We start from the raw sequence: 24564 nt of genomic DNA on the forward strand, positions 1-24564 counted from the left end.
TTTATCTCATGAGTGTCGAATTTTACGCTGGTCGAACACGGCGCCCCCAAAGCGTTCTTCTGCCAGGAGGAAATTTTGGGCCGTTCGTCACGCTCCAAACATTCTCACCGAAAGCCGAGGCGCTCGAAAAGGCAAATGACGCATTCGCCGACTTTACTGAACTGAAGCATATCTGCATGAATGCGGGGCTGGTCGAAGGGGTTCGCGAGCTTCGGCATTGCCTGTGACACAATTGCCGAGTCCTATCGCCATCTCGACCAGTCGCAGTTTGGCAATAGACTGTCCCATGAGTACTTGCGACTACGATTCGGACAACATGCCGTTGATCGCAGTGATAAACGGTCCAAGCTTGGGCGGATGCGGCTCGATATTGACCCTGATGCCTAACTTGTTGAGCGCCGCAGTACAAACCGGGCCGATGGATGCGATCAGTGTCCGGTTCAGGCTGTTTTTCAGCGTGTCCTGCCTCCCCACCTGCTGCGCAACGCTGAACAGGTTGTTTGCTTGCGATGCGCTGGTGAAGGCGACTGCGTCGATTTCATTGCGATCGAGCGCATCCATCAGTTTGATCAGCGGCGCGATGTTTTCAGGCAGGCTCCAGCGATAGGTTGCAATCTCGATCACCTGTGCGCCCCTGGCTTCGAGGGCCGTCTGCAGTTCCCAGTTGGTTTCGCCATAACGTTGCACCACCACGCACTTTCCCTGCAGCATCACTGAATCGAGCTCAAACAGCACCTCGGCGGTGGTGTAAGGCTCCTTGGCGCTGAAGTCGATGCGCACATTGCGCGAGCGCAACACCGCGCTTGGTTTAGGGCCACGCACCGCGACCTTTGCTGCTGCGATCCGACCCAGCAACTGGTCCGTGAGATTCAGTGAATCGGTCGCCGCAAACAATGCCTTAACGCCTACGCCGGTCTGGAAAATGAAAATATCCGGCGGCTTCGTGTCCCATTCCTGCAACAAGTCGGCGATATGTGCGGGGTCGATGTCGGGGACCTCTGCCAATGCGGGTGCGGAGAACGGTGTCCCGCCATATTTCCTGACGAGGTCGGCCATCTGATCCCCGACGCGGTTTTCCAGAAGGGCGATGGCTTTGTCTCTCATGGTCAACTCCAGAGATTGATGAGGCATGCGGACTTACAACGTTATTTGCGTGCAAAAAGTGTAATCGCTATGTTTCTGGCGAATAAGAAACCGGGAAAGGAAGTCGGCTCGCCTACCGTGGCAGCTTCGCCGCGAGGACGTCGACCTTCTCGATAACCGGCGGTTGCGCGAAAAGCTCGGGCGCTTGCGCCATCAGCGCCGCGGCAACACGCCCCGACAGATGGGCTTGCCGCCCTGCTTCATCGGGGAAGGTGTCGAAGATGCCGTACGTCGAGGGCCCCAGCTTGATGCCGTACCAGGTGATCGTCCCCGGCTCTTCTTGCACGACCGGCAGGCCGCCGCGAAGGAAGCTCTCCACTTCCGCCTCTTTTCCTGGTTTCGCTTCCAGTCGAACGAATAGCGCTACATGAACCATGATCGCTCTCCTTTTTGATATATAGATCCCGCTAAAAATACCGCTAACAAGCGCGATCGTTGTCGCGGTCCGATAGATTCGTTCCTTGCTTCATATTAGCCAATTGAGAGCACAAAGCAACGCGGGCATGGCGGGAATATTCGGCCCCGGTGCACGCCTGGACGAAATTACTGACGAAATCTGCAATGCCCTTTCCCACGGCAACTGATTCTGTACATCGTGCACATAAGAGAGCACTGTACGACACAGCAGGCATCATTGCCCGCCGCATTCCCACATCATCGCTTTCCTATCATCGCTTTCCTATCATCGCGTTCTAAAATGAAATTTCTTCAACTTATCCGGATGGTCCTGTGGAGTTTCCTGGGCATTCGCAAGCGGTCCGGACTGGAATCAGACATCAAGTCCGTACATCCGGTCCAACTCATACTCGTAGCAGTCGTTCTGGTTGCAATCTTCGTTCGCATACTGCTCTTCTTCGTCAACATGGCAGTGCACTGATTCGTGACCTATTCGGGCGTCCTCTTGCCAGTGCCTTGCGCGGCTGAAACCAACTTTCCCAGCGTTTCGACGGCTGCCGCAATACGCATGTCCCAAGGATGTCCGTAATTGAGGCGAATGCAGTTGGCAAACGCCCGTTGCGCGGAGAACATCGGTCCCGGGGCAATGCTGATGCCCAACGATAGCGCTTGCCGGTGGATATCCAGCGCGTTGACGGTACCGGGTAACTCCAGCCACAGAAAATAGCCGCCATTCGGCCGTGTCGCCCGCGTACCTGCCGGAAAATGCCGTATGACTGCCTGCATGAATGCGTTTTGCTGGACCGACAGCGCATGACGCAACTGCCGCAGGTGCCGGTCATATCCCCCTTTCGTCAGATATTCGGCCAAGGCCAACTGCGCCGGCGCAGAGGCGGACAAGGTAGTGGTCAGCTGGTGGCGCGCGACTGCTTGCATATATCTGCCGGGAACCGCCCAACCTACGCGGTATCCGGGCGCCAGGCACTTCGAAAAGGAAGAACAATGCATGACCAGCCCCTTGGTGTCGAATGCCTTTGCCGGAACTGGTCGCTTGCTGCCGAAATACAGCTCGCCGTACACGTCGTCCTCGATCAGCGGCACATCGTGCCGCGTCAGCAGTTGCACCAGGTCGCGCTTCTTTTCGTCCGGCATCAGGCTGCCCAGAGGATTCTGGAAATTCGTCATCAGCCAGCATGCCTTCGGCTGATGCCTGATCAAGGCCGCCTCCAATGCGGCCAGATCGATTCCATCGCGCGGATGGGTCGGCACCTCTACTGCGCGCAGTCCGACGCGCTCGAGCGCTTGTAATGCTCCGTAGAAGGTTGGCGATTCAATGATCACGGCGTCCCCCGGCCGCGTCGCTGCCATCAGGCACAAATTCAATGCTTCCAGCGCGCCGTTGGTGATGACGATTTCGTCGGGATGGACCTGGAGCCCGTCCACCAGGTAGCGCAAGGCAATCTGGCGGCGAAGACCAGCATTCCCCGGCGTCATATCGTCTACCGTGCTCCATGGATCCATGCGCTGCACGCTCGATGCCATGGCCCGCGCCAACCTCGGCAGAGGGAAAAGCAGCGGGCTCGGGAAGGCCGATCCGAGCGGCACCATATCGCGGGCTCTGGTTGACGCCAACACATCGAACACCAACTCGCTGACATCGACCGGCTTCGACTGCACATCCGCAGGGTGCGACATGCCTGGTTCCGGCGGCAATGCTGCGGATCCGGCGGTCACGTAATAACCTGAGCGTTCGCGCGCCCGGATCAAACCTCTTGCCTCAAGCAAATAATAGGCCTCGAAGACGGTCGACGGACTTATCCCCCTGCTCGTGCTCGCCTGCCGTACCGATGGCAAGCGGTCGCCAAATTTCATGACCCCTGTCCTGATCGATTGGGCCATATCGTCTGCCAACGCTTCGTACAGTTTCATGTTGCTCTTTCTGCTTTCAAAATTGCCTTGCCTGGCTTCCTCGGGATGCAACAGCACTCTCCTGCTTCTCCCGTACGACAGTCAGTACCAATTTGCAGGACCGGCGCTTCCGCTGTCCCGTTTCCGTATTGAAGTCTTCATTTTGACCGTAACCCGGCAAAAAGAACAGATTCAGCAGCAACAGGAAAAACCAGATCAGATTGCCGTCAAAAGCGCATAAGACCTGCACGCGGCACTGCTATGGCAACGGATTTCGTCAAATTGCATCTAGTTAGCAGCGTTTATAGTTATAGAAACATTAATTAATTGAATTCTCTGATATGGCATATTTTTGAAAAACTGAGACTGTTTTGTTGCGCTGATTCAGAACATACTCGCCCACCAATATTGGATTTACCTGACCAGATTTACGTTTGAAAACTCAGGCATTGCCCGTTTACGGCACAACGCCGAAATAGCTGTCCTTGGCTGACTCGAATACATCCTATGAACAAGAAAACTGTCGATTCACGCAAGTTGAAGTCCCGTGCGGCTGGCCTTAACGCCGCCTTTTGCCTATTGATGACTTGTGTTTTGTTGCTTTGGGTTAGTTTTATGAGTGCCGACGTGATGGCCCAAAATGCCCTGCCGGACACGATCGCCGAGCGCGCCATTGCCTGCATGGCGTGCCATGGCAAGGGAGGACGCGCCGCCAGCGACGGATTTTATCCGCGCATAGCCGGCAAGCCAGCCGGCTATTTGTACAACCAGCTCGTGAATTTCCGCGAAGGCCGCCGCAAGTACCCGCTGATGATTTACATGGTCGAGCATCTCTCGGACGCGTATCTGCGTGAAATGGCCGAGTATTTTTCCCGCTTGCATCCCCCCTATCCGGCTCCGCAACCGGCCAATGTGTCCCAGACCGTGCTGGAGCGGGGTCGGATCCTGGTGCAATCCGGTGACGCGTCCAGGCATGTTCCAGCCTGCATCGCCTGCCACGGCAAGACATTGACGGGCGTTGTACCATCGATTCCCGGTCTGGTCGGTTTGCCGCGCGATTACCTGAGTGCGCAGTTCGGTGCCTGGAAAAATGGCACCCGTCGCGCCGCAGCACCCGACTGCATGGCCCAAATTTCGACACGCCTTACCGTTGAAGAGATCAGTGCGGCATTGGCCTGGCTAGCAGCACAACCCATCCCGGCTCAGAGCGCACCCGCCGCAGCCGCTACTGAAAAGCTGCCGATGCCTTGCGGCAGTCTGCCCCAGTAAACGGACCCAACCATGAAACGCCTTTTTTTGATGATCATTGCGGCCATTGTGCTGGTTCCAGTTACCGTGCTCGGCATTCAGTACCTGCATGATCCGGGAAGCAACGCGCCCGGCATACCGGCTGCGAATGCGGCGCAACAAGTCGCGTGGGGCAATTATCTGGCGCACGCGGGGGACTGCATGGCATGCCATACCGCACGCGGCGGCATGCCCTACGCTGGCGGCCGCGTCATTCCCACACCGTTTGGCAACCTTTACACACCAAATATCACACCGGATGTCGCAACCGGGATCGGCAGCTGGAGCGCAGATGATTTTTGGCGAGCGTTGCACAATGGGAAATCCAAGGACGGCCGCTTCCTGTATCCAGCCTTTCCGTATACCGACTACACGAAGATCACGCGCGCGGATGCGGATGCGATGTTCGCCTACTTCAAAACGCTGCCCGCAACGAATCAGCCGAACCAAGAGCATGACCTTCGTTTCCCGTACAACCAGCGGATCTTGCTCGCCGGCTGGCGCGCTCTTTATTTTCGCCCCGGCGTCTATCAGGCGGACGCACGCCAGACAGCCGAATGGAATCGCGGCGCTTATTTCGTGCAAGGACTGGGGCATTGCACTGCGTGCCATACGAACCGCAATGCCTTCGGTGCGGCCGAACAAGGCGCAAATTTGGCTGGCGGCTTGATCCCCATCCTTGGCTGGTACGCACCTTCGCTGACTTCGGACGCCGAGGCCGGCCTCGGCAACTGGGATAAGCAGCACATCGCTGATCTGCTTAAAACCGGCGTTTCGCCACGCGGCGCGGTGTTCGGCCCCATGGCGGAAGTCGTACGGCATAGCTTGCAGCTTCTGTCGGACCAAGATGTCGCCGCAATGGCTGGCTACCTGAAATCATTGCCGCAAACCTCAGCACCGGCCGTGGACAAGGAGATGCAGGTCGAAGATGGCCAGGCTGATGCCATGCTCAAGCTCGGAGCGAAGTTATATGGCGATCATTGCGTCGAATGTCACAAGGCCGCTGGCAGCGGGATACCTCCCGCTTATCCCCCGCTCGCCGGCAATCGCGCCATTACCATGGCTTCATCGATCAACCCGATTCGGATGGTCTTGAATGGCGGATACCCGCCAAGTACCCAAGGCAATCCACGACCGTATGGTATGCCGCCGTTTGGACCGGTACTCAGCGATGCCGAGGTTGCTGCTGTGGTGTCGTATGTACGCAATTCCTGGGGAAACCATGCGCCATTGGTATCGCCCCTTGAGGTGAGCCGGTATCGGACCGTTCCTGGCGAGTGAGATCGTTGAGATCGTTGTCCACTGCGAACTTCACAATGCATCCAGGAGGCATGTGCCAACTTTCCATCGCACTTTTCTTTCACTCGAGATCGACGCGGTATAGGGCTTTCTCGCATCTTCAGCGCGCCATACAACGCGGCCACGCGCACCTGCACGAGTAAGTGCGCGCCTTTTGCCCTGCCAAGCGGCAAAGTGTCCGCAGTCCACCCGTTTCGAGAGTCAACGGTGACTGATTGACTTTTCGTCTAGCGACCCGCGTAATGTGAAATGCCCTCGGGATGACACAAAGCCGCATATGATCGAGCCAATTGGCTAGTAATAGTTCAGACATGCTGAACCACATTGCCGAAACTCACCGGGAAGCAGATTGATGGCAAATCACCAAGGACACAACCATTCTCACGATCACGGCGGGCACTCGCATCGTGGCGGCCACCATCACGGCGATCCGAACAATCATGGTCGCGCCTTCGTCATCGCCATTGCCCTGAACACGGTCTTTGTCGGGGTCGAATTCGTATTTGGATTCATTGCCAATTCGACGGCGCTGATGGCTGATGCCGGGCACAACTTGTCCGATGTATTGGGTCTGCTGCTGGCGTGGGGCGCGGCCATCCTCGCCCGCAAGGCACCAAGCGAACGCTACACCTATGGTCTGCGCAGCAGCTCGATTCTGGCGGCACTGGTCAACGCCATGTTCCTGCTGATGGCTTGTGGAGCGATCGCCTGGGAAGCCGTTCAGCGCTTCTCACACCCCCCCGCCGTGGCCGGGCTCACGGTAACACTGGTGGCTGCAGTCGGCATTTTCATCAACGGCCTCTCGGCATGGCTGTTCATGCAAGGCAGCAAAAGGGACTTGAACATTCGCGCAGCCTATCTGCACATGGCCGCCGATGCTGCCGTGTCGCTGGGCGTCGTGTTGGCCGGTATAGCAATAATCTTCACCGGCTGGTACTGGCTCGATCCGGTTATCAGTCTGGTCATTGTGATAGTGGTCGTCATCGGCACTTGGGGCTTGTTGCGTGAATCGGTACAACTTGCGTTGAGCGCCGTCCCCGCCAACATCGAAGTGCCTGCGATTGATGCCTACCTGCGCCAATGCCCGGGTGTCACTGACATCCATGACCTGCACATCTGGGGCATGAGCACCACCGAGAGTGCCTTGACGGTTCATCTGGTGATGCCCGATGGCTACCCCGGCGACGCTTTCATGGACGACATCATGCAAACACTGAAAGAGCGTTTCTCCATCCAGCACAGCACGCTGCAAGTCGAGCAAGGAACGACCGACCATGCCTGCGCGCTGCACGCAGGTACAGCGGCTGCCGACGGTCACAAAGGTTGACGATGCCGACCATCACCAAAAGCACCTTGCGCCAGATTCCCTCAGGTATATGGGTACTCGGCTTCGTCAGTATGTTGATGGACATCTCCTCCGAGATGATCCACAGCCTGCTGCCTTTGTTCATGGTCACCACGCTGGGTGCCAGCGCCTTCGCGGTTGGCCTGGTTGAAGGGCTGGCCGAATCCACGGCCCTGATCGTCAAGGTGTTCTCGGGCGCCTTGAGCGACTATCTGGGTAAGCGCAAGGGACTCGCCGTGTTCGGGTATGCCTTGGGCGCGTTGACCAAACCGCTGTTTGCGATCGCGCCCACCATCGGGATCGTGCTCACGGCCCGCCTGCTGGATCGCGTTGGCAAAGGTATACGCGGCGCGCCGCGCGATGCCTTGGTGGCCGACATTGCACCGGCACACCTGCGCGGCGCGGCATTCGGGCTGCGCCAGTCGCTCGACACCGTCGGCGCTTTTCTCGGACCGTTGCTGGCGGTTGGCTTGATGCTGCTGTGGGCCAACGACTTCCGGGCCGTGTTCTGGGTGGCAGTGATTCCCGGCTTGATGGCCGCCATGCTGCTGTTGTTCGGTCTGCCCGAGCCGGCCCATCCTCAGGGGGAGCAACGTGCCAATCCGATCCGGCGAGAGAACCTGAAGCGTCTTGGTGGCCCGTACTGGTGGGTGGTTGGTATCGGCGCGGTGTTCACGCTGGCACGGTTCAGCGAGGCGTTTCTCGTTCTGCGCGCACAACAGGGCGGCATCCCCGTTGCCCTGGTGCCACTGGTGATGGTGGCGATGAACCTGATCTATGCCCTGTCGGCGTATCCATTCGGCAAACTCTCCGACCGCATGAGTCACACCAGGCTGTTGGCGCTTGGTCTGGTCGTCCTGATTGCGGCTGACCTGGTGCTCGCCAGCAATGACCATTGGGGCGTCGTAGTGACCGGCGTCGCCCTATGGGGAATTCACATGGGCATCACGCAGGGCTTGCTGGCAACGATGGTCGCCGACGCCGCGCCCGCTGACCTGCGCGGCACTGCCTACGGTTTCTTCAATCTGATGAGCGGACTCTCCATGCTGGTCGCCAGCGGCATCGCCGGGCTGCTGTGGGATCGGCTGGGGGCATCGTTCACGTTTTATGCTGGCGTGGCGTTTTGCGTCGTCGCGCTTGCTGTCTTGGCTTGGCAGACAAGTAGTGCCGACGCATGACTGTTCGATGCCACGACGGACCGGTGCGCAGCGCGCGCGCATGCCGGCACCATGGGGGTAGCTGAGCAACATGACGACGCCATCAGTGCCCAGCTTTGTCTTTACAAAACCGCGCCTTATTTGGGCGCGACGACCTTTTCCAGGGCAACCGGGATGAAAGTGTCCAGCTGCTTCACGACCTCGACATAAGCCTCCATCGGCTTGCCCCAGGCATCCGGCACATCGACATGCTTGCCCGTCGCATATTCGGCCAGGGTGAAGGTTTTGCCTTTTGCTTCGGGGAACTGCTCGATCAATTTGTCCTTGTGTTTTTCGGTCATCGTCAACAGTACGTCGGAGTGTTTGATGTCGTTCGAGGTCAACTGCGCCGATCGATGCGCAGCGACATCAATGCCGCGTTCCAGCATCAAGCTGACGGCGTGCGCTTCCGGTCCGATGTCGTAAGGGTCCTGGTCGACCGCGCGCGAAATCACGGCAATCTTTGCAGCGCCTTTGCTGATGGCCGCGCTGGCGATTGCTTCCGCCATCATGCTGCGGCCGGTATTTCCGGTATCGACGAAGGCGAGCTTTTTTGGTTCATCGGCCAGCGCGTGGCCAGACAGACCAATCAGGCACAGTACGCCGGTCACCGCAGCAAAACGAAGCTTCTTGAACATTTGTCTCTCCCTATTATTGTTGGATTGATGGACTCGACAACCGCCACATGCAGTGCGATCATCGAACCGGCTTGTCAACGCAAATCATGTTTGCAGCGACAAAGTAGCACCGTGTATTTACCTGAACAACAGCAATGTCGCAAGAAAGAAATTAGATGTCGCTTTGCTCTCCGCTCCATGGGCTATGAAGAATGGCCACCGACCGGCAGCAGTCGATCGGCAGACATTGCTCAAGGAATTATCCGGCACCAAGACCCTAATACTGCGACCTTGGAATGTTCACAGGAGCAACATACTGCGGCACCACCTCAATCCGTGCCTCATAGCGTTTCCCCGCATGCGCCGCAGCCACATAGGCAGCAATCTCCTCCATCGGCGCAAACCAGACATCGCCACGTTCAAGCACCCCGGCGATGAAACTCTCAAAAACATCCCAACGTGCAAGCCGCCCAACTACAAAGGGATGCAGCACCGGCGTCCACAGTCCGCCATATTTGTACGCCGCCTCAAACTCCTGCGCAAACGTCTCGAACCCTTGCTTGGGCGCCCTGACCGGCATGAGATAATTCAGATCAAACGACTGCACATACTGTGGCCAGTCGTCCAGCCCCCAGTGCACCGGCAGCTCCACCAGACGCTTTCCCGACTGCCTGCTTTCAAGCAGATACGGGATATCGTCACCCATCAACGAGGTGTCGTAAGTAAAGCCGCGCGACAGCAACAAATCCAGCGAGTGATCTGAAAAATTGTACAGCGGGGCGCGCCATCCGCGTGGCGCTTTACCCGATGCCTTCTTGATGATGTCGATGCCGAGGTCAAGCCAGTGCGCTTCCTCTTCAAGCGTCTGCGCCAATGGATTTTCATGAATGTAGCCGTGATGGCCAAGCTCATGACCACCCGCAAGGATCGTTTCCACCGCTTGCGGATACCGTTCGATGCACCAGGCTGGGATATAGAAGGTTTGGCGGATGCCCAGCTTTTTATACGAAGCAATAATGCGCGGTACGGCGACATGCGGGCCATACTGCAGCATCGATATGGCGGAAACGCGTTTGTAGCCATCTTCAGGATGTTCCAGATGGATGAGGCTGTCGGCGTCCATATCGAACGTCAGGCAACAAGCGCACTTGGCGCCGTTTGGCCATTTAATCGGATTCTTGATCATCTGTAATATCCTCCATCAGTGGATTTTCGTACGTTGGTAAAACTTTCCACTCTCGCCGCCATGCACCCGGGTGGAGGGTTGGATCCGCCAAACGCCGAGGCGAAAATTCCTGCAGTTCGAACGCGACTTGTCCTTCACGCCAAGGCAGAGTAGACATCGTGACCCTGCCAACACCGCCTTCAATTTTTCCAAATGACGACTCAAAATCCAGGAATGCCTCGATCTCGCCGCGCGAAGCATTGCCCAGTTCAATCTGTTTGCGCGCTCGGACCGCAGGTGAAGCCCACATTTTCCGGTTGCGCGTGTAGATGAAGTAATCGCCGGCGATACAAAGAAACGCCTTGCCCGCATCGCCATCGCCAGCGTTTACCTGTTCGAGCACGTAGCTGAGGCCGTCGCTATTCGGCAGCCGCTGCCAGAGTTCGTAATAGTCCGTTTCGACGCCGATTTCCTCCAGCGCATTGCCGTCAAAAGCCATCCTTCCAAAATCGTTGGTTTCGCGTAGCCGAAAATCGAGTTGTCGAACCCAGCGGCAAATATCGTCCTGCACGATGGTGATGCCGCAAAATGCCTCTTGTGAGAGCAAGGCTTTGAGTTGTTCGTCGCTGCAGGCAGCAAGGCAGTCCACCCCGGAAAAATCAGGACGCTCCGCAGGTACCCGGATATCTGCGTGCCACGATGGCGTTTGCAGCCAGTAAACGCGCGTTGTGAGGTCCCAGGGCGCGCTACCCCGCCGCAGTTTCTTACGCTCCCACACGCCAATATAATTGAGCGGTATATGGACCGTCATTGGCTAACCTCGGCGAACTCTTTCCTTAGTGCAGCCGAAATGCGTTCAACGTACTCATTGAACAATGCGGCGCCTTTTTCGATTGAAGCACCCTTGGCAGGCGAGAGCACGCCGGATGGCGGGATCCACTCGCGTTTTGTCGGGTGTACGTCATACGGCGGAAATACTGCGGGCGGGTCGTCTACCAGGCGCGCGATCTGTACCAGCTCGGGAAAAATGTGCATGCCCATCGAGGTTTCCAGGACTGCCGCATGTTCCAGTGCAAAGCCGGGGAAACCATCCGGAAAGCATTTTTTCAGCGTTTCCTCAGTCGTGAAGTCCCAGTAATCGAGACGTACGACTTTCAGGTCGGTAATGCCCTCATAGCGCAGTTCGCGCAACGCCAGGTCGACGCCTTCGATAATGAAGAACAAGTTCTCGCAATGCCCGTTCATCACCGCCAATTGCTTGACGCCGTGCCGCGCCAGTTCCTTGATGACGTCCCGCACGATGGCAGTGAGCGTGCCGCCGTCCAGGCTGGTGGTGCCGCAGAAATGGTTGCCGCCTCCCATGCGCGGTTGCGACTTGTAGCCGTAGGCGATCGGTACGGCGACCACTGCAGGAATCCGGTTCGCGATTTCCTTGCAGATCGCGGTCGGGATCAAATGGTCCGTTCCCATCGGCAGGTGGTGACCATGCTGCTCCACCGCACCCACCGGTAGCAGCACCGTCAGGTTTTCCGTGTTCAGGCGCTGCTGGTATTCGACCCAGGTCAGTTCAGCCATCATGTTCGTTTTCATTCGGATTCTTTCATGTTGGTGACGATTAGTAGGCGTTGGCGCGCAACCAGTTGACGTAGTCGCCGATGCCCTCTTCCAATGACCAGTTTGCGCGGTAGCCGAGTTCGCGTTCGGCTGCGTCGAGGTTCCATGGGCCTTGCCGGTCCAGATGCCAGAAACCGTCGCCGAGTTCGATATCTGCTTGCGGCAGGTGTCGCCTGACAATAGCAGCCATCTCGCGCAAGGTGCAGCGCGTGCCGCCGGTAATGTTGAAAACGAAACCGTCGATATCTTTCGCCTGCGACGCGAGAATCGCGGCTCGGGCCACGTCGTCAATGTGGATTAGCTGGAATTGGTGGTCGCCACCGGTTTCCATCTTGAACGGCTGCCCGGCCAGGGCCGCCTTGATCATGTCGCGAGTGACTTGCGGCATTTTGTTTCCAGGGCCGTAGACTTCCGAGACGCGAATGGACGCCACCTTCATGCCGAACAGTTCGTTGTAGACTTTTCCGAACAGTTCGGTGGCGACCTTTGTCACCCCGTAGGGCGTGGTCGGCGCCAGCTTCGATTCTTCGCTGACCTCGCCGTCGATATGGCCGTACACCGTTTCTGACGAGAAATTCACCAGGCGAGTGATGCCGGCCAGGCGCATCGCCTCCAAAAGATGCACCGTGCCGTCAATATTCGCGGCGACGGTGGTCAACGGCAACTCGATCGAAAGGTCCGGGTGTGACATCGCTGCGGTGTGAATGATCGACGTGACGCCGTATTTCCGGATCGTTTTGACGATGCGAGGGATGTCGTACAGCTCCCCCTGCACGGCAATCAGCAGATCTGAATCGATCTCCGCATAGTCACGATTGAAAGTGACGACCTTGTTGCCCGCTTCGCTTAGTTGGGCGACGATCTTGCGTCCGACATAGCCCAGGCCGCCGGTTACCATTGTTACGTTCATGTGATCTCCTTCGATTGGTTGATTTGGACGTGGGAAGCCCCGGCTTCCGTCACGCCATGAGAAATTTCTTTGTGTGTGGTGCGTGCTTTGCGTTATCCGGATGCGGCCTTGGACCACTGCTTGAAGCCAAGCGCTACCGATACCTGCAGCGCGTGTTTCCGGACCAGATTGCCGAGCCGGTCCGGTGATGGCGCCAGCACGCGCGCCGTCGGCCCCGGCACGCTGATGGCAGCAATCGCCACCCCATCCTGAGCGCGAATCGGTGCGGCGATGCAACTGGCGCCCTCTTCCAGCTCCTCCTCTTCAATCGCATACCCTCGCTTCATCACGTCGTCCAGCGCAAGCAAGAACGCCTCCTTCTCGGTAAGGGTATGGGATGCCCTTTTGACCAACGGCACCTTGGTGAAGATTGCGCCGAGCAGCGCGTCATCGATCTGGTAAGCGAGAATCGCCTTGGCCGATGCCGAGGTATAGGCCGGGAAGATGGCGCCGATTCCAGGCACCATCCGCAACGCGCGCGACCCTTCGACCTGGTCCACGTACACCGCATTCTTCTGGTCCAGCACCACCAGATTGCTGGTTTCCCCGGTCTCCGCCGTGATCGCATCGAGATGCGGGCGGACCATCGAGCGCAGGCCCGCTGTGCGCCGCATCACCGTGGACGAAAAATGGATCACCCGGTGCCCGATGACGTAGCCCCTGGAGTCGTGGTCGCGGCCGACATAACTGCATTCGACCAGCGTCGTCAGAAGGCGATGCACGGTACTCGGTGAAAGCCCGGTGCTTTTTGCGATCTCGGCCACGCCGGCGACGCCATCCGGTGCATCTGCCAGGACGTCGAGAATGGCCAGGCCACGTAACAAGGACTGAACGCTGATAGTCACTTTGAGCTCCTGTCTGGGCGCAGATGGGTAGGCACGGTCAGATCGCCGTACCGCCGTTAGGGCTGATCACCTGGCCGACCATGAAACTTCCTCCAGGGCCGGCCAGGAATTCGATCGCTGCGGCAATCTCGTCAGGTTGACCGAAGCGCTTGAGCGGAACCTGCTCGCGGGTCTCGTCATTGAATTCCACCGTATCGTGGACCAGCATATGGGTTTCAACCGGGCCGGGCGCGACACAGTTCACCAATACATTGGACGCCGCTACTTCTTTCGCCACTGCCTTGGTCAACGCGATGACTGCCCCCTTGGATGCGCAGTACGACGCGTACGATGCAAAGCCAATCAGCCCCAGCTCCGATGCGACATTGACGATCCTCCCGCTGCGGCGTTTCAGCATACCGGGCAGCGCCGCGCGAATCGAGGCAAAGGTGCCGCCAAGATTGACCGCTATCGTGCGCTCGAATCGCTCCCATGATTCGTCCACGGTGGCCACTGAATGCAGGATCCCTGCATTGTTGATCAATACGTCGAGCCGTCCGAAGTGCGATTCGGTTGTGCGGATGAATTCCTCGACCCGAACATGATCGGCGACGTCGCCCTGGAACAGGAGGGTGTCGCCGCCATTCGCCCTGGCCAGCGACGTGACCTGTTCAAGCGCCTCTTTTGTACTCTCGTAATTCAGTGCCAGCAGTCCGCCCTGGCTGGCAAATCGCATGGCGGTAGCAAACCCTATCCCGCGTGCCGCACCTGTTATTGCTATAACGTTCCTGGTCATCTCTATCTCCTATTTCACGGTCACGGCATTGCGCGTCCAAGTCTTCGACAACAGCCAGCACACCAATCCAACCGCGATGAGCATGAATTCACCATACAGATACTGCATTTCCTGCGAGTACAAAGCGAAGCCGGTGAAAGCGATGACAACAAGAGGCGGCATAGGCCACAACGGCATACGGAAAGGCCGTTCTACGTCTTTCTTGCTGATCCGTGCCCAGAACGCTGCGAGGCCTATGCAAAAATACACAGCGGCGATCATGGTTCCTGCAAAGTTCACAAGCCAATCGAGATAACTGAAAAACACCAGGATGCATGCCGGCACCACCAATGCGACCACTGCCCATCCCGGTACGGAAAACCTGTTCAGCGTCCCGATCCGCTTGTTGATCGCTTCAGGCCAGACCCGATCTCTGCCGGTTGCATATACGCCACGACCGAAATACATCATCAATGACAGCAGCACATTGAACAGAGCGACAATCACGCCAAGGTCGACTACGTATTTTGCCCACGGTCCCAACGCATGCTCAACCGAGTACAGCACCGGTGAAGGCGCCTTCAGAAACGCCACCAGGTCGGGAGCTGCCACCATCGCGGCGAGCAGCGGGACGATGATCGTAACGGACGCAATGATGGCTGACCAGACGACGGCTTTACCAATGTTTTTGCGACCACCCTTGAGTTCTTCGACGAAACCCAGCGAGGCGTCGTAGCCGTTGATGATGTTGAACGCCGGCGCCAAAGAGGCAAACATCGCCACCATACCGACTGACATGTTCGAAGCACTGGCACCTGCGCCGCCGAGCATCACCGGATGGAAAACCAGCTGATACAGGTCCTGATGCGGATGGGTGAAACCAGCCACCGTAACGATCCCGAGAACAGTCAATTCCACCGCCACCATGATCAGGGTCAGCCATGCGCCAATCTCAACTTTGGTCATGGCAATGCCGGCTGCCAGCCCAATTGACGCGCATGCAATGATGGCATCCGGAATTGGAAAGCCTGGATACAAATCCCTGGCGAATTGCGCGATCCCGAGACCGACCGTGGCGGGAATGATGACGCCCTGCAGTAGATAGTTGAACATGGTTATCCAGCTAATGGGCGCAGGTAACGTTTCCTTTACCATCGAGTACATGCCGCCGGCCGAGGGATACATCGACGCGAGTTCACCGAGACACAATGCGATGAGTATCACTATACCCATCATGATGATATTGACCCCTGCGGCGAAGGTACCGCCGGCGGCAAAGACGCCTGCCGTCAGCAGAAAGACCGCCATGGTAGGTGAGACGTCGGCCATCGCGAGACCGACCACTTCGGCGGTGTTCAAGCGCTCCCTGAGGGAATGTGGCGGTGGCCTGTGCGGCACTGCGGACAACGTTGGGGAAGCGCCTAAATTGGCGGCGCGGGCATCAGTGGGCAGTGCCGTATTCTGGTTCATGCGTGTCTCCTGTATTTTTCTGGGGGTCATCGGTTATCCGATTTAGCTGAAGTTTGGCTTGCCCTCTCCCGCCTGACAAGATTGAAATTCCGCTGCGCGGAATCTTCAAAAACTATTTTTTCGCTGCTGGAGCGCGGTTTGGTTTGAATCTGGTTTGAACCCGGAGGGAATGGGTCTACAACGCCGCATGGCGTCGTTCCAGCCCCATTCGCACACCCGATTTATATGTCAACAGGCCCTAGAAAGACCCGTTAGCTTGCAAGTCGGCATGGTAAGAGGAACGCACCATGGGACCGGAGGCCACATGGGTGAAACCCATCTTCACGCCGAGCTCACGCAAGGCATTGAACTCCTGGGGCGTGACATAGCGCTCCACCCGCAAATGGTGGTCGCTCGGCTGCAGATACTGGCCGAGCGTCAGCATTTCCACGCCATGGGAACGCAGATCCCGCAGCACTGCTTCAACTTCCTCAATGGTTTCACCCAGGCCCAGCATCAATCCGGATTTGGTAGGCACCTTCGTGTGGAGCGCCTTGAAGCGTTGTAATAGTTTGAGTGAGTTGTCATAATCCGCACCGGGACGGGCTTGACGGTAAAGACGAGGAATGGTTTCCAGGTTATGGTTGAATACGTCGGGCGGCGTCTGCGCAAGTATCTCAAGCGCGACGTCCACACGCCCCCGAAAATCGGGAGTAAGTATCTCAATCGAAATTCCCGGACTGAGCTCGCGCGTCTGTTGAATACATGTGGCAAAGTGGGCCGCACCGCCGTCGCGCAGATCATCGCGATCGACCGAGGTAATCACCACATACTTCAAGCCCATGGCTTTAATCGTCTTCGCCAGGTTCCCCGGCTCTTCGACATCAAGCGGATTGGGACGACCATGGCCGACATCGCAAAATGGGCAGCGCCGGGTGCATATGTCGCCCATGATCATGAAAGTAGCAGTCCCGCTTTTGAAGCATTCGCCGATATTCGGGCAGTTCGCTTCCTCGCACACCGTATGCAAGTGATTCTCGCGCAGGATCGCTTTCAGGCGCAGCACTTCACGTGTGCCGGTAAACTCGGCCCGAATCCACTCAGGCTTGCGCAGGCGCTGAGCGGACGCGATGGGGATAATCTTCACCGGTATGCGCGCCATCTTCTCTGCACCACGCAACTTCTGCCCTGCTTGAACCGGATGGCGTGTTACCGGCTTTTCCATATTCAACTTATCTTCGCTCATAGGGATCTCTATCATGCTGTTTTACGCAAAATGCGATGCTTGAACCGATGCGAGATTCAGCCGCGGTAATAGCGCTGGGGCGTGAACGGTGTCTTGGCAACTTCGATCAATACGGGCTTTCCGCGTACGATGGCTTGCAACACCGTCCCCAATTTAGCGTGGGCAGACGCTACATAACCCATCGCCACCGGTCCGTCCAAGGTCGGGCCGAAGCTGCCGCTGCTGACCTGGCCGACCACGCGGCCTTCGGCATCCAGCAGTTGCACCCCTTCGCGCACCGGCATGCGCTCCCTCGCCAGCAAGCCGACCCGTTTGCGTGCAACGCCTTCGGCCAACTGGCGCAAGATGATATCCGCGCCCGGATAGCCGCCGGCCCGCGCACCCTCGACGCGACGCACTTTGGAGAGCGCCCACGCCAGACTTGCTTCTACCGGTGTCGTGTTGGCATCCATATCGTGGCCGTACAGGCAGAGTCCCGCCTCCAGCCGCAACGAGTCGCGTGCGCCCAGGCCGATAGGCGCGACCTCGGGCTGCGCCAGCAGCAGTCGCGCCAGCGCTTCCGCCCGATCGTTCGGCACGGATATCTCGAAACCGTCTTCGCCGGTGTAACCGGAGCGGCTGATGAAACATTCGGCGCCGGCCAGCGTGGCGACGGCCGTGTGCATGAATATCATCTGTGCGGTGTGAGGCGCCAGGCGCGCCATGACAGTCGCCGCCTCCGGCCCCTGCAACGCCAGCAATGCGCGCTCGCTCAGTTCTTCGACTACGCAACGGTCCGACAGATGCTTTTGCATATGCGCCAGGTCTTGTTGTTTGCAGGCGGCGTTGACCACCACGAACAGGTGGTCGCCGCCATTCGCCACCATCAGATCGTCGAGTATCCCGCCGTTCTCATCGGTAAATACCGCATACCGCTGTGCATTCACTGGAAGGTCGAGGATATCGACCGGCACCAGGCTTTCCAGCGCAGCCGCGGCATGTTTTCCGGTCAGGCGCACCTGCCCCATATGCGAGACGTCGAACAGGCCCGCACGCGTGCGCGTGTGGCTGTGCTCCTTGAGTACGCCGGTCGGGTACTGCACCGGCATCTGATAGCCGGCAAAGGGCACCATCTTCGCGCCCAGCTCCAGATGCAGGTCATACAACGGGGTGCGGGCAAGCGCTTGTGTGGTGGTATCCATAAAAGTGTCCTTGTTTATTTAATCGGAACAGGCCAACGTCTCAGCAGCATGTCAGCACTCGATCACGTTGACGGCGAGCCCGCCCCGTGACGTTTCCTTGTATTTTGTTTTCATGTCGGCGCCGGTGTCGCGCATGGTCTTGATCACATTGTCGAGCGAAACAAAGTGCCTGCCATCGCCGCGCAACGCCATCCGCGCCGCGTTGATCGCCTTCACCGAGCCCATCGCATTGCGCTCGATGCAAGGCACCTGCACCAGTCCGCCGATCGGATCGCAAGTCAGTCCCAGGTTGTGCTCCATGCCGATTTCGGCTGCATTTTCGACCTGCGCCGGTGTGCCGCCCATCACCTCGGCCAGCGCACCGGCGGCCATCGAACAGGCGACGCCGACTTCCCCCTGGCAACCGACTTCCGCACCGGAGATCGATGCGTTCTCCTTGTACAGAATCCCGATCGCCGCTGCGGTCAGCAGGAAACGTACAACGCCGTCGTCGTTCGCACCTGGAACAAAGCGGTGGTAGTAATGCAGCACCGCCGGAACAATCCCGGCCGCGCCGTTGGTCGGTGCCGTCACCACGCGTCCGCCCGCCGCATTTTCTTCATTCACGGCCAAGGCATACAGGTTGACCCAGTCGAGCGTCGTCAACGGGTCGCGCAGACTGATTTCCGGCTGGGTCGATAGCTTGCGATACAGCTCGGCTGCGCGTCGGCGCACCTTGAGTCCCCCGGGCAAGATGCCTTCGTTTTCACAGCCATTCCGGACGCACTGCTGCATTACTTGCCAGATGTTTAGCAAGCCACTGCCAATTTCATCTTCTGTGCGCCAGACTTTTTCATTTTCCAGCATGATCTGACTGATCGGCAGGCCATGCTGGCGGCACAGATCGAGTAGCTGGCGACCACTTTTAAAGGGATACGGCAGCACGCTTGTATCCGGCACGATACGGTCAGTTCCGGCCGCCTCTTCGTTGACCACGAAGCCACCGCCAACCGAGTAGTAGACCTTGCTCCTGATTTCCATGCCAGCACAATCATGGGCGGTGAAGCGCATGCCATTCGGGTGGTAAGGAAGCGATTGCCTCTTGTAGAGCAGCAGGTGTTCGCTCTCAATGAACGGGATCAGGTGTTGCCCCAGCAGCTTGATGCGCCCGGCGCTACGGATCAGTGCAAGCTTGTCCGCGACGGTATCGGTATCCAGCAGATCCGGCGCCTCGCCTTGCAGACCTAGCAGCACTGCCTTGTCGCTGCCATGTCCCTTGCCGGTAGCACCTAGCGACCCATACAGCTCGGCCTTGACGGTCGCGGTGTGGGCCAGCTGACCAGACTCCCTGAGTCCGCTCACGAACAGCAGCGCTGCGCGCATGGGTCCAACCGTATGGGAACTTGATGGGCCGATGCCAATCTTGAGCAATTCAAATACGCTAATGGCCATATTATCTGTCCTCCGTTTTCTCTTCACTTGAACAGGAAGGAATATAGGATTTAAGGGGATTACTTGCCGTATACCGGAAAATTGGCACAGAGTTGCTGGACCTGCGCACGAACGCGATCGATGACAGCCAGGTTGTTGACATCATCCAGAATGTCGCACATCCACCCGGTCAATTCACGCGCCTGCACTTGCTTGATGCCACGGGTGGTAATGGCTGGCGAGCCGATGCGAATGCCGCTGGTCACGAACGGCGATTGCGGATCGTTCGGCACGGCATTCTTGTTGACCGTGATGTGGGCGCTGCCCAACGCAGCGTCGGCTGCCTTGCCGGTAATGCCCTTGTCGATCAGGTCCACCAGGAACAGGTGATCGTCAGTGCCGCCGGAAACGATACGGTAGCCGCGCGCGATGAACGTCTCGGCCATGGCCCTGGCGTTCGCCACTACCTGCTCCTGATATTCTTTGAAGGCGGGCTGCAGCGCTTCCTTGAATGCGACCGCTTTGGCGGCAATCACGTGCATTAAAGGCCCGCCCTGCGTGCCGGGAAAAACCATCGATCTGATCTTTTTCTCGATTTCTTCGCCGGGACGGCCAAGGATCAGTCCGCCACGAGGACCGCGTAATGTCTTGTGCGTCGTGGTTGTCACTACGTCGGCAAAGGGTACCGGATTGGGATAATGCCCCGTCGCCACCAGACCGGCCACGTGGGCCATATCGACAAACAGGTAAGCCCCGACCTTGTCGGCAATTGCACGAAAACGCGGGAAATCAAGGATGCGCGAATAGGCGGAAAAACCTGCGACGATCATGCGCGGCTTATGTTCCAGAGCGAGTCGTTCGACTTCGTCATAGTCAATCACATCTTGATCGGTAAGGCCGTACTGTACGGCCTTATAGATCTTGCCGGAAAAGCTGACCTTGGCGCCGTGTGTCAGATGACCGCCGTGCGCCAGGCTCATACCGAGAATGGTGTCGCCTGGATTGAGGAGTGCCATATACACCGCCGCATTGGCCTGCGAGCCGGAGTGCGGCTGGACGTTGGCCCAATCGGCGCCAAACAATTGTTTGGCGCGATCGATAGCGAGCTGTTCCACGACATCCACATTTTCGCAGCCGCCGTAATAGCGCTTACCCGGATAGCCCTCGGCGTACTTGTTGGTCAGCACGCTACCCTGTGCCTGCATAACGCGCGGGCTGGTGTAGTTTTCCGAGGCGATCAGCTCGATGTGCTGCTCCTGGCGTACAGTCTCACGTTGAATCGCCGCCCACAGTTCTTCGTCAAAATTCTCAATCTGCATATCTTTGGAAAACATCGCTTCCTCCAGTTAATTTGGGTGACAGGTCAACCCCAAGCGCTCGGACTTCCATTCGCTCAGGGTCGGAAAATATCTTTGCTGTTACTTAAAGACGCTTTATTCGTAATCCGACATTGGCGGGCATGAGCAGACCAGATTGCGGTCGCCGTACACGTTGTCAACCCGCCCGACCGGAGGCCAATACTTGCTTTGGCGCAGCGCCCGCACCGGAAATGCCGCCTGCTCGCGGGAGTAGGCGTGTTCCCAGCCACCGGCCAGCTCCAGTGCCGTGTGCGGCGCGTGACGCAACGGACTGTCTGCGGCATTGATGCGGCCGTTTTCGACGGCCCGGATCTCTTCCCGGATGGCGATCATTGCATCGCAGAAGCGGTCGAGTTCTTGCTTCGATTCACTCTCGGTTGGCTCGATCATCAGGGTGCCCGCCACCGGGAAGGACATGGTCGGTGCATGGAACCCGAAATCGATCAGGCGTTTCGCCACGTCCTCAACCGTGATGCCGGTCTTGTCCTTGAGCGGCCGCAGGTCGATGATGCCTTCGTGAGCGACGATGCCGTTGCTGCCCGCATACAGGATTGGATAATGCGGCGCCAGCCGATGCACAATATAGTTGGCGTTGAGGATCGCCACCTGGCTCGCCTGCTTCAGTCCCTGAGCCCCCATCAGGGTAATGTAGGCCCAGGTGATCGGCAGGATGCTGGCGCTGCCCCAAGGCGCCGCGGCAACCGGAGCGATGCCGCTTTCCATCATCCGATGCCCGGGCAGGAACGGCGCCAGATGCGCTTTGACGCCGATCGGACCGACACCGGGACCGCCACCACCGTGTGGAATGCAGAACGTCTTGTGCAAATTGAGGTGCGAGACGTCGCCGCCGAATTTTCCAGGTGCGCACAGGCCCACCATCGCGTTCATGTTGGCCCCGTCGATATACACCTGGCCGCCATGACCGTGGATGATGTCTGCAATCTCGATAATCGCCTGTTCGAACACGCCATGCGTCGAGGGGTAAGTGATCATCAGTGCAGCCAGATCCAGCGCATGCAGGTCGGCCTTGGCCCGCAGGTCCGCGACGTCGACGTTGCCCTGATCGTCGCACCGCACCACCACCACCTGCATGCCGGCCATGTGCGCGGTGGCCGGATTGGTGCCATGTGCGGAACTGGGGATCAGGCAGATATTGCGTTGTCCCTCGCCCCGGCTTTGGTGGTAGGCGCGGATCGCCAGCAGGCCGGCATATTCCCCCTGCGAGCCGGCGTTCGGCTGTAGCGAGACGGCGTCATAGCCCGTGCAGACGCACAGCATCTGTTCCAGCTCGGCTACCAACTGTTGATAGCCCAGGGCCTGGTCGAGCGGCGCGAACGGGTGCATCGCGCCGAATTTCTGCCATGTGACCGGAATCATCTCGGTGGTGGCGTTCAGTTTCATCGTGCACGAGCCAAGCGGAATCATCGTGCGGTCGAGCGCCAGGTCTTTGTCGGCCAGTGCCCGCAGATAGCGCAGCATCTGGGTTTCGGAGTGATGGCTGTTGAATACGGGATGCGTGAGGAATGCACTGACGCGCACCAGCGCCGTCGGAATGCAATCGGCGACTGCAGCCTCGATCGCCGCGAACGACGGCAGGGCCTTGCCATTGCCGGCGAAGATCCGCCATAGCGCTTCCACCTCTTCACAGGTGGTCGTTTCATCGAGTGCAATACCGACGCTGCCATCGTCGATCGCCCGCAGGTTGACCGACTGACTGCGTGCGGCCGCGTGAATTGCCTGTGTGTGGCTGCCGGTGTGCACGGTAATGGTGTCGAAGAAGGCCTGCGTCGGCACCACATATTGCAGCTGGCGCAAGCCCTGGGCCAGGGTCGTGCTCAGGCGGTGTACCCGCCGGGCGATGGTCTTCAGACCTTGCGGCCCATGATAGACCGCATACATGCCGGCGATATTGGCGAGCAGCACCTGCGCGGTGCAGACATTGCTGGTGGCCTTTTCACGGCGGATATGCTGCTCGCGGGTCTGCATCGCCAGCCGGTAGGCCGGGTCGCCGTGTTGGTCGATCGACACCCCGACCAGGCGTCCGGGCATCAGCCGCTTATGGACATCCAGCGTAGCGAAGTAGGCGGCATGCGGGCCGCCATAACCGAGCTGCACGCCGAAACGCTGGGCGCTGCCGATCACTACATCGGCGCCAAATTCGCCTGGCGGCTTGAGCAGGGTCAACGCCAGCAGGTCCGCTGCAACGACTACCAGCGCCTGCTTCCCGTGCGCCTGTTTGACCGTATCTGCATAATCGTGAATCTCTCCGCTCAGCGTCGGGTATTGCAACAGCACGCCAAAACATTCCAGCCGGTCGAGATCTTTGCGATGGTCGCCGACCACGACCTCGACGCCGATCGGCGCTGCCCGCGTGCGTACCACATCGATGGTTTGCGGGTAACAGTCTTGCGAGACAAAAAACGTCCTGCTCCGGCTTTTTGACAGCCGCTGGCAAAAGGTCATGGCTTCGGCCGCTGCGGTGGCTTCATCCAGCAGCGAAGCGTTGGCGATTTGCATGCCGGTCAGGTCCGTCACCATGGTCTGGAAGTTGAGCAGCGCTTCCAGCCGGCCTTGCGAAATCTCTGGCTGATACGGCGTGTAAGCGGTGTACCAGGCAGGATTCTCCAGCAGGTTGCGCAGGATCACGGTCGGCGTATGGCAGTCGTAGTAACCCATGCCGATATACGACTTGAAGACCTGGTTCCTGTCCGCGATCTGACGCAACAACGCCAGCGTTTCGGCTTCGCTGCGGGCGCTGTCGAGTGCAAGCGGCTGCGTCGACAGAATCGCGGTCGGGATCACCTTGCGCATCAGCGCATCCATCGAATCGAAGCCGAGCGCGGCCAGCATCGCCTGTTGTTCGCTCTCATCCGGTCCGATATGACGGCCGATGAAATCGGTGTGCTGCTGCAGATCCTCAAATACCGGTCTTAACTGAGTCATGGTGACATCCATCGTAATTAGTCAATGTTGTGATCAAACGGCTTGGGCTTTAACCCAGACCGTTGACGAATGCGGCGTATGCAGCCTCGTTCATGAGGCTATCGAGCTCACCGGGTTCATTCATCTTCATCTTGATGAACCATCCGCCCCCCATCGGGTCCTCGTTGACCTTGCCCGGCTCGTCAGTGAGCGTCGTATTCACTTCAACCACAATCCCGGCGACCGGCATCGTGATTTCACCGGCTGTTTTAACCGACTCAATCGTCGCTGCCTCTTCACCCTTGGCAAGCGCCTTGTCTATTGCCGGCAGTTGTATGTACACCAGATCACCCAGATGTCCCTGGGCGAAATCGGTAATGCCAACCGTCACGAGACCATCGTCTTCGATCCGCAGCCATTCGTGGTCTTCGGTATATCTGATCTTGCTCATTTATTCATTTCCTTTAAATGAAGTTACTG

The 24564-nt window shown here is 58.3% G+C and carries 23 protein-coding genes and 1 pseudogene; 7 read left to right on the forward strand and 17 right to left on the reverse strand.

Going from position 1 to position 24564, the window contains the following annotated elements; genetic code table 11:
- Window positions 1-8: 8 nt before the first annotated feature.
- Window positions 9-227, forward strand: a complete 219-nt coding sequence (locus tag AC3CHX_RS12245; RefSeq protein WP_488644274.1) for a hypothetical protein — start codon at window positions 9-11, stop codon at window positions 225-227.
- Between the two features lie 73 nt (window positions 228-300).
- Here AC3CHX_RS12245 and AC3CHX_RS12250 read toward each other — a convergent pair whose 3' ends face one another.
- Both AC3CHX_RS12250 and AC3CHX_RS12255 read right to left on the reverse strand, forming a co-directional pair.
- Window positions 301-1104 (reverse strand): uroporphyrinogen-III synthase, encoded by an 804-nt coding sequence (locus tag AC3CHX_RS12250; RefSeq protein WP_488644275.1) that lies wholly within the window; start codon window positions 1102-1104, stop codon window positions 301-303.
- 112 nt (window positions 1105-1216) lie between these two features.
- On the reverse strand, window positions 1217-1519 hold the full coding sequence (locus AC3CHX_RS12255; protein ID WP_488644276.1) for a putative quinol monooxygenase: 303 nt from the start codon (window positions 1517-1519) through the stop codon (window positions 1217-1219).
- Window positions 1520-1840: 321 nt separating this feature from the next.
- Between AC3CHX_RS12255 and AC3CHX_RS12260 the strand changes: the two genes are divergently transcribed.
- Window positions 1841-2020, forward strand: coding sequence for a DUF2970 domain-containing protein (locus AC3CHX_RS12260; RefSeq protein WP_488644277.1), 180 nt, complete (start codon window positions 1841-1843; stop codon window positions 2018-2020).
- 8 nt (window positions 2021-2028) lie between these two features.
- Here the strand turns inward: AC3CHX_RS12260 and AC3CHX_RS12265 are convergent, their stop codons facing one another.
- Window positions 2029-3468 (reverse strand): aminotransferase-like domain-containing protein, encoded by a 1440-nt coding sequence (locus AC3CHX_RS12265; protein WP_488644278.1) that lies wholly within the window; start codon window positions 3466-3468, stop codon window positions 2029-2031.
- Here AC3CHX_RS12265 and AC3CHX_RS12270 point away from each other — a divergent pair.
- From AC3CHX_RS12270 to AC3CHX_RS12290, 5 genes are all read left to right on the forward strand, one after another.
- Window positions 3410-3688 carry a hypothetical protein gene (locus tag AC3CHX_RS12270; RefSeq protein ID WP_488644979.1) on the forward strand — a complete coding sequence of 93 codons (279 nt, stop codon included), beginning with the start codon at window positions 3410-3412 and terminating at the stop codon, window positions 3686-3688. The two genes, AC3CHX_RS12265 and AC3CHX_RS12270, sit on opposite strands and share 59 nt — an antisense overlap.
- Before the next feature lie 389 nt (window positions 3689-4077).
- A complete protein-coding gene (locus AC3CHX_RS12275) occupies window positions 4078-4716 on the forward strand; it encodes a c-type cytochrome (RefSeq protein WP_488644810.1) in 639 nt (212 codons plus the stop codon).
- Window positions 4717-4728: 12 nt separating this feature from the next.
- On the forward strand, window positions 4729-6015 hold the full coding sequence (locus AC3CHX_RS12280) for a c-type cytochrome (RefSeq protein WP_488644279.1): 1287 nt from the start codon (window positions 4729-4731) through the stop codon (window positions 6013-6015).
- Window positions 6016-6385: 370 nt separating this feature from the next.
- The gene (locus AC3CHX_RS12285) at window positions 6386-7360 is read left to right on the forward strand and encodes a cation diffusion facilitator family transporter (RefSeq protein WP_488644280.1); all 975 of its coding nucleotides are present in this window, start codon (window positions 6386-6388) and stop codon (window positions 7358-7360) included.
- 2 nt (window positions 7361-7362) lie between these two features.
- On the forward strand, window positions 7363-8556 hold the full coding sequence (locus tag AC3CHX_RS12290; RefSeq protein ID WP_488644281.1) for an MFS transporter: 1194 nt from the start codon (window positions 7363-7365) through the stop codon (window positions 8554-8556).
- 116 nt (window positions 8557-8672) lie between these two features.
- Here the strand turns inward: AC3CHX_RS12290 and AC3CHX_RS12295 are convergent, their stop codons facing one another.
- The 14 genes and pseudogenes from AC3CHX_RS12295 to gcvH form a co-directional block, all read right to left on the reverse strand.
- Window positions 8673-9212, reverse strand: a complete 540-nt coding sequence (locus AC3CHX_RS12295; protein ID WP_488644282.1) for an arsenate reductase/protein-tyrosine-phosphatase family protein — start codon at window positions 9210-9212, stop codon at window positions 8673-8675.
- A gap of 256 nt (window positions 9213-9468) precedes the next feature.
- A complete protein-coding gene (locus AC3CHX_RS12300; protein WP_488644283.1) occupies window positions 9469-10377 on the reverse strand; it encodes a polysaccharide deacetylase family protein in 909 nt (302 codons plus the stop codon).
- Window positions 10358-10927, reverse strand: a complete 570-nt coding sequence (locus tag AC3CHX_RS12305; RefSeq protein ID WP_488644284.1) for a hypothetical protein — start codon at window positions 10925-10927, stop codon at window positions 10358-10360. The genes AC3CHX_RS12300 and AC3CHX_RS12305 overlap by 20 nt, the downstream gene beginning before the upstream one ends.
- A gap of 236 nt (window positions 10928-11163) precedes the next feature.
- Window positions 11164-11946: a creatininase gene (locus AC3CHX_RS12310; protein WP_488644285.1), complete on the reverse strand. Its 783-nt coding sequence runs from the start codon at window positions 11944-11946 to the stop codon at window positions 11164-11166.
- A 25-nt stretch (window positions 11947-11971) separates the two neighbouring features.
- A complete protein-coding gene (locus AC3CHX_RS12315) occupies window positions 11972-12880 on the reverse strand; it encodes an NAD-dependent epimerase/dehydratase family protein (protein ID WP_488644286.1) in 909 nt (302 codons plus the stop codon).
- A gap of 92 nt (window positions 12881-12972) precedes the next feature.
- Window positions 12973-13764, reverse strand: a complete 792-nt coding sequence (locus AC3CHX_RS12320) for an IclR family transcriptional regulator (RefSeq protein WP_488644287.1) — start codon at window positions 13762-13764, stop codon at window positions 12973-12975.
- Window positions 13765-13801: 37 nt separating this feature from the next.
- Window positions 13802-14539, reverse strand: coding sequence for an SDR family NAD(P)-dependent oxidoreductase (locus AC3CHX_RS12325; RefSeq protein ID WP_488644288.1), 738 nt, complete (start codon window positions 14537-14539; stop codon window positions 13802-13804).
- Between the two features lie 9 nt (window positions 14540-14548).
- The gene (locus tag AC3CHX_RS12330; RefSeq protein ID WP_488644289.1) at window positions 14549-15988 is read right to left on the reverse strand and encodes an APC family permease; all 1440 of its coding nucleotides are present in this window, start codon (window positions 15986-15988) and stop codon (window positions 14549-14551) included.
- 238 nt (window positions 15989-16226) lie between these two features.
- Window positions 16227-17144, reverse strand: a pseudogene (gene lipA / locus AC3CHX_RS12335) (lipoyl synthase); the annotation flags it as partial.
- 125 nt (window positions 17145-17269) lie between these two features.
- Window positions 17270-18394 (reverse strand): glycine cleavage system aminomethyltransferase GcvT, encoded by a 1125-nt coding sequence (gene gcvT / locus AC3CHX_RS12340; protein ID WP_488644290.1) that lies wholly within the window; start codon window positions 18392-18394, stop codon window positions 17270-17272.
- Window positions 18395-18445: 51 nt separating this feature from the next.
- Entirely contained in the window at window positions 18446-19825 is a 1380-nt protein-coding gene (locus AC3CHX_RS12345; protein ID WP_488644291.1) for an L-serine ammonia-lyase, read from the reverse strand.
- 59 nt (window positions 19826-19884) lie between these two features.
- The gene (gene glyA, locus AC3CHX_RS12350) at window positions 19885-21138 is read right to left on the reverse strand and encodes a serine hydroxymethyltransferase (protein ID WP_488644292.1); all 1254 of its coding nucleotides are present in this window, start codon (window positions 21136-21138) and stop codon (window positions 19885-19887) included.
- A gap of 99 nt (window positions 21139-21237) precedes the next feature.
- Complete coding sequence (gcvP, locus tag AC3CHX_RS12355) at window positions 21238-24105, reverse strand: aminomethyl-transferring glycine dehydrogenase (RefSeq protein WP_488644293.1); 2868 nt, start codon at window positions 24103-24105, stop codon at window positions 21238-21240.
- 49 nt (window positions 24106-24154) lie between these two features.
- Window positions 24155-24535, reverse strand: coding sequence for a glycine cleavage system protein GcvH (gene gcvH / locus AC3CHX_RS12360; protein ID WP_488644294.1), 381 nt, complete (start codon window positions 24533-24535; stop codon window positions 24155-24157).
- Window positions 24536-24564 lie beyond the last annotated feature (29 nt).

It is taken from the genome of Glaciimonas sp. OK215 (genome assembly GCF_057787885.1).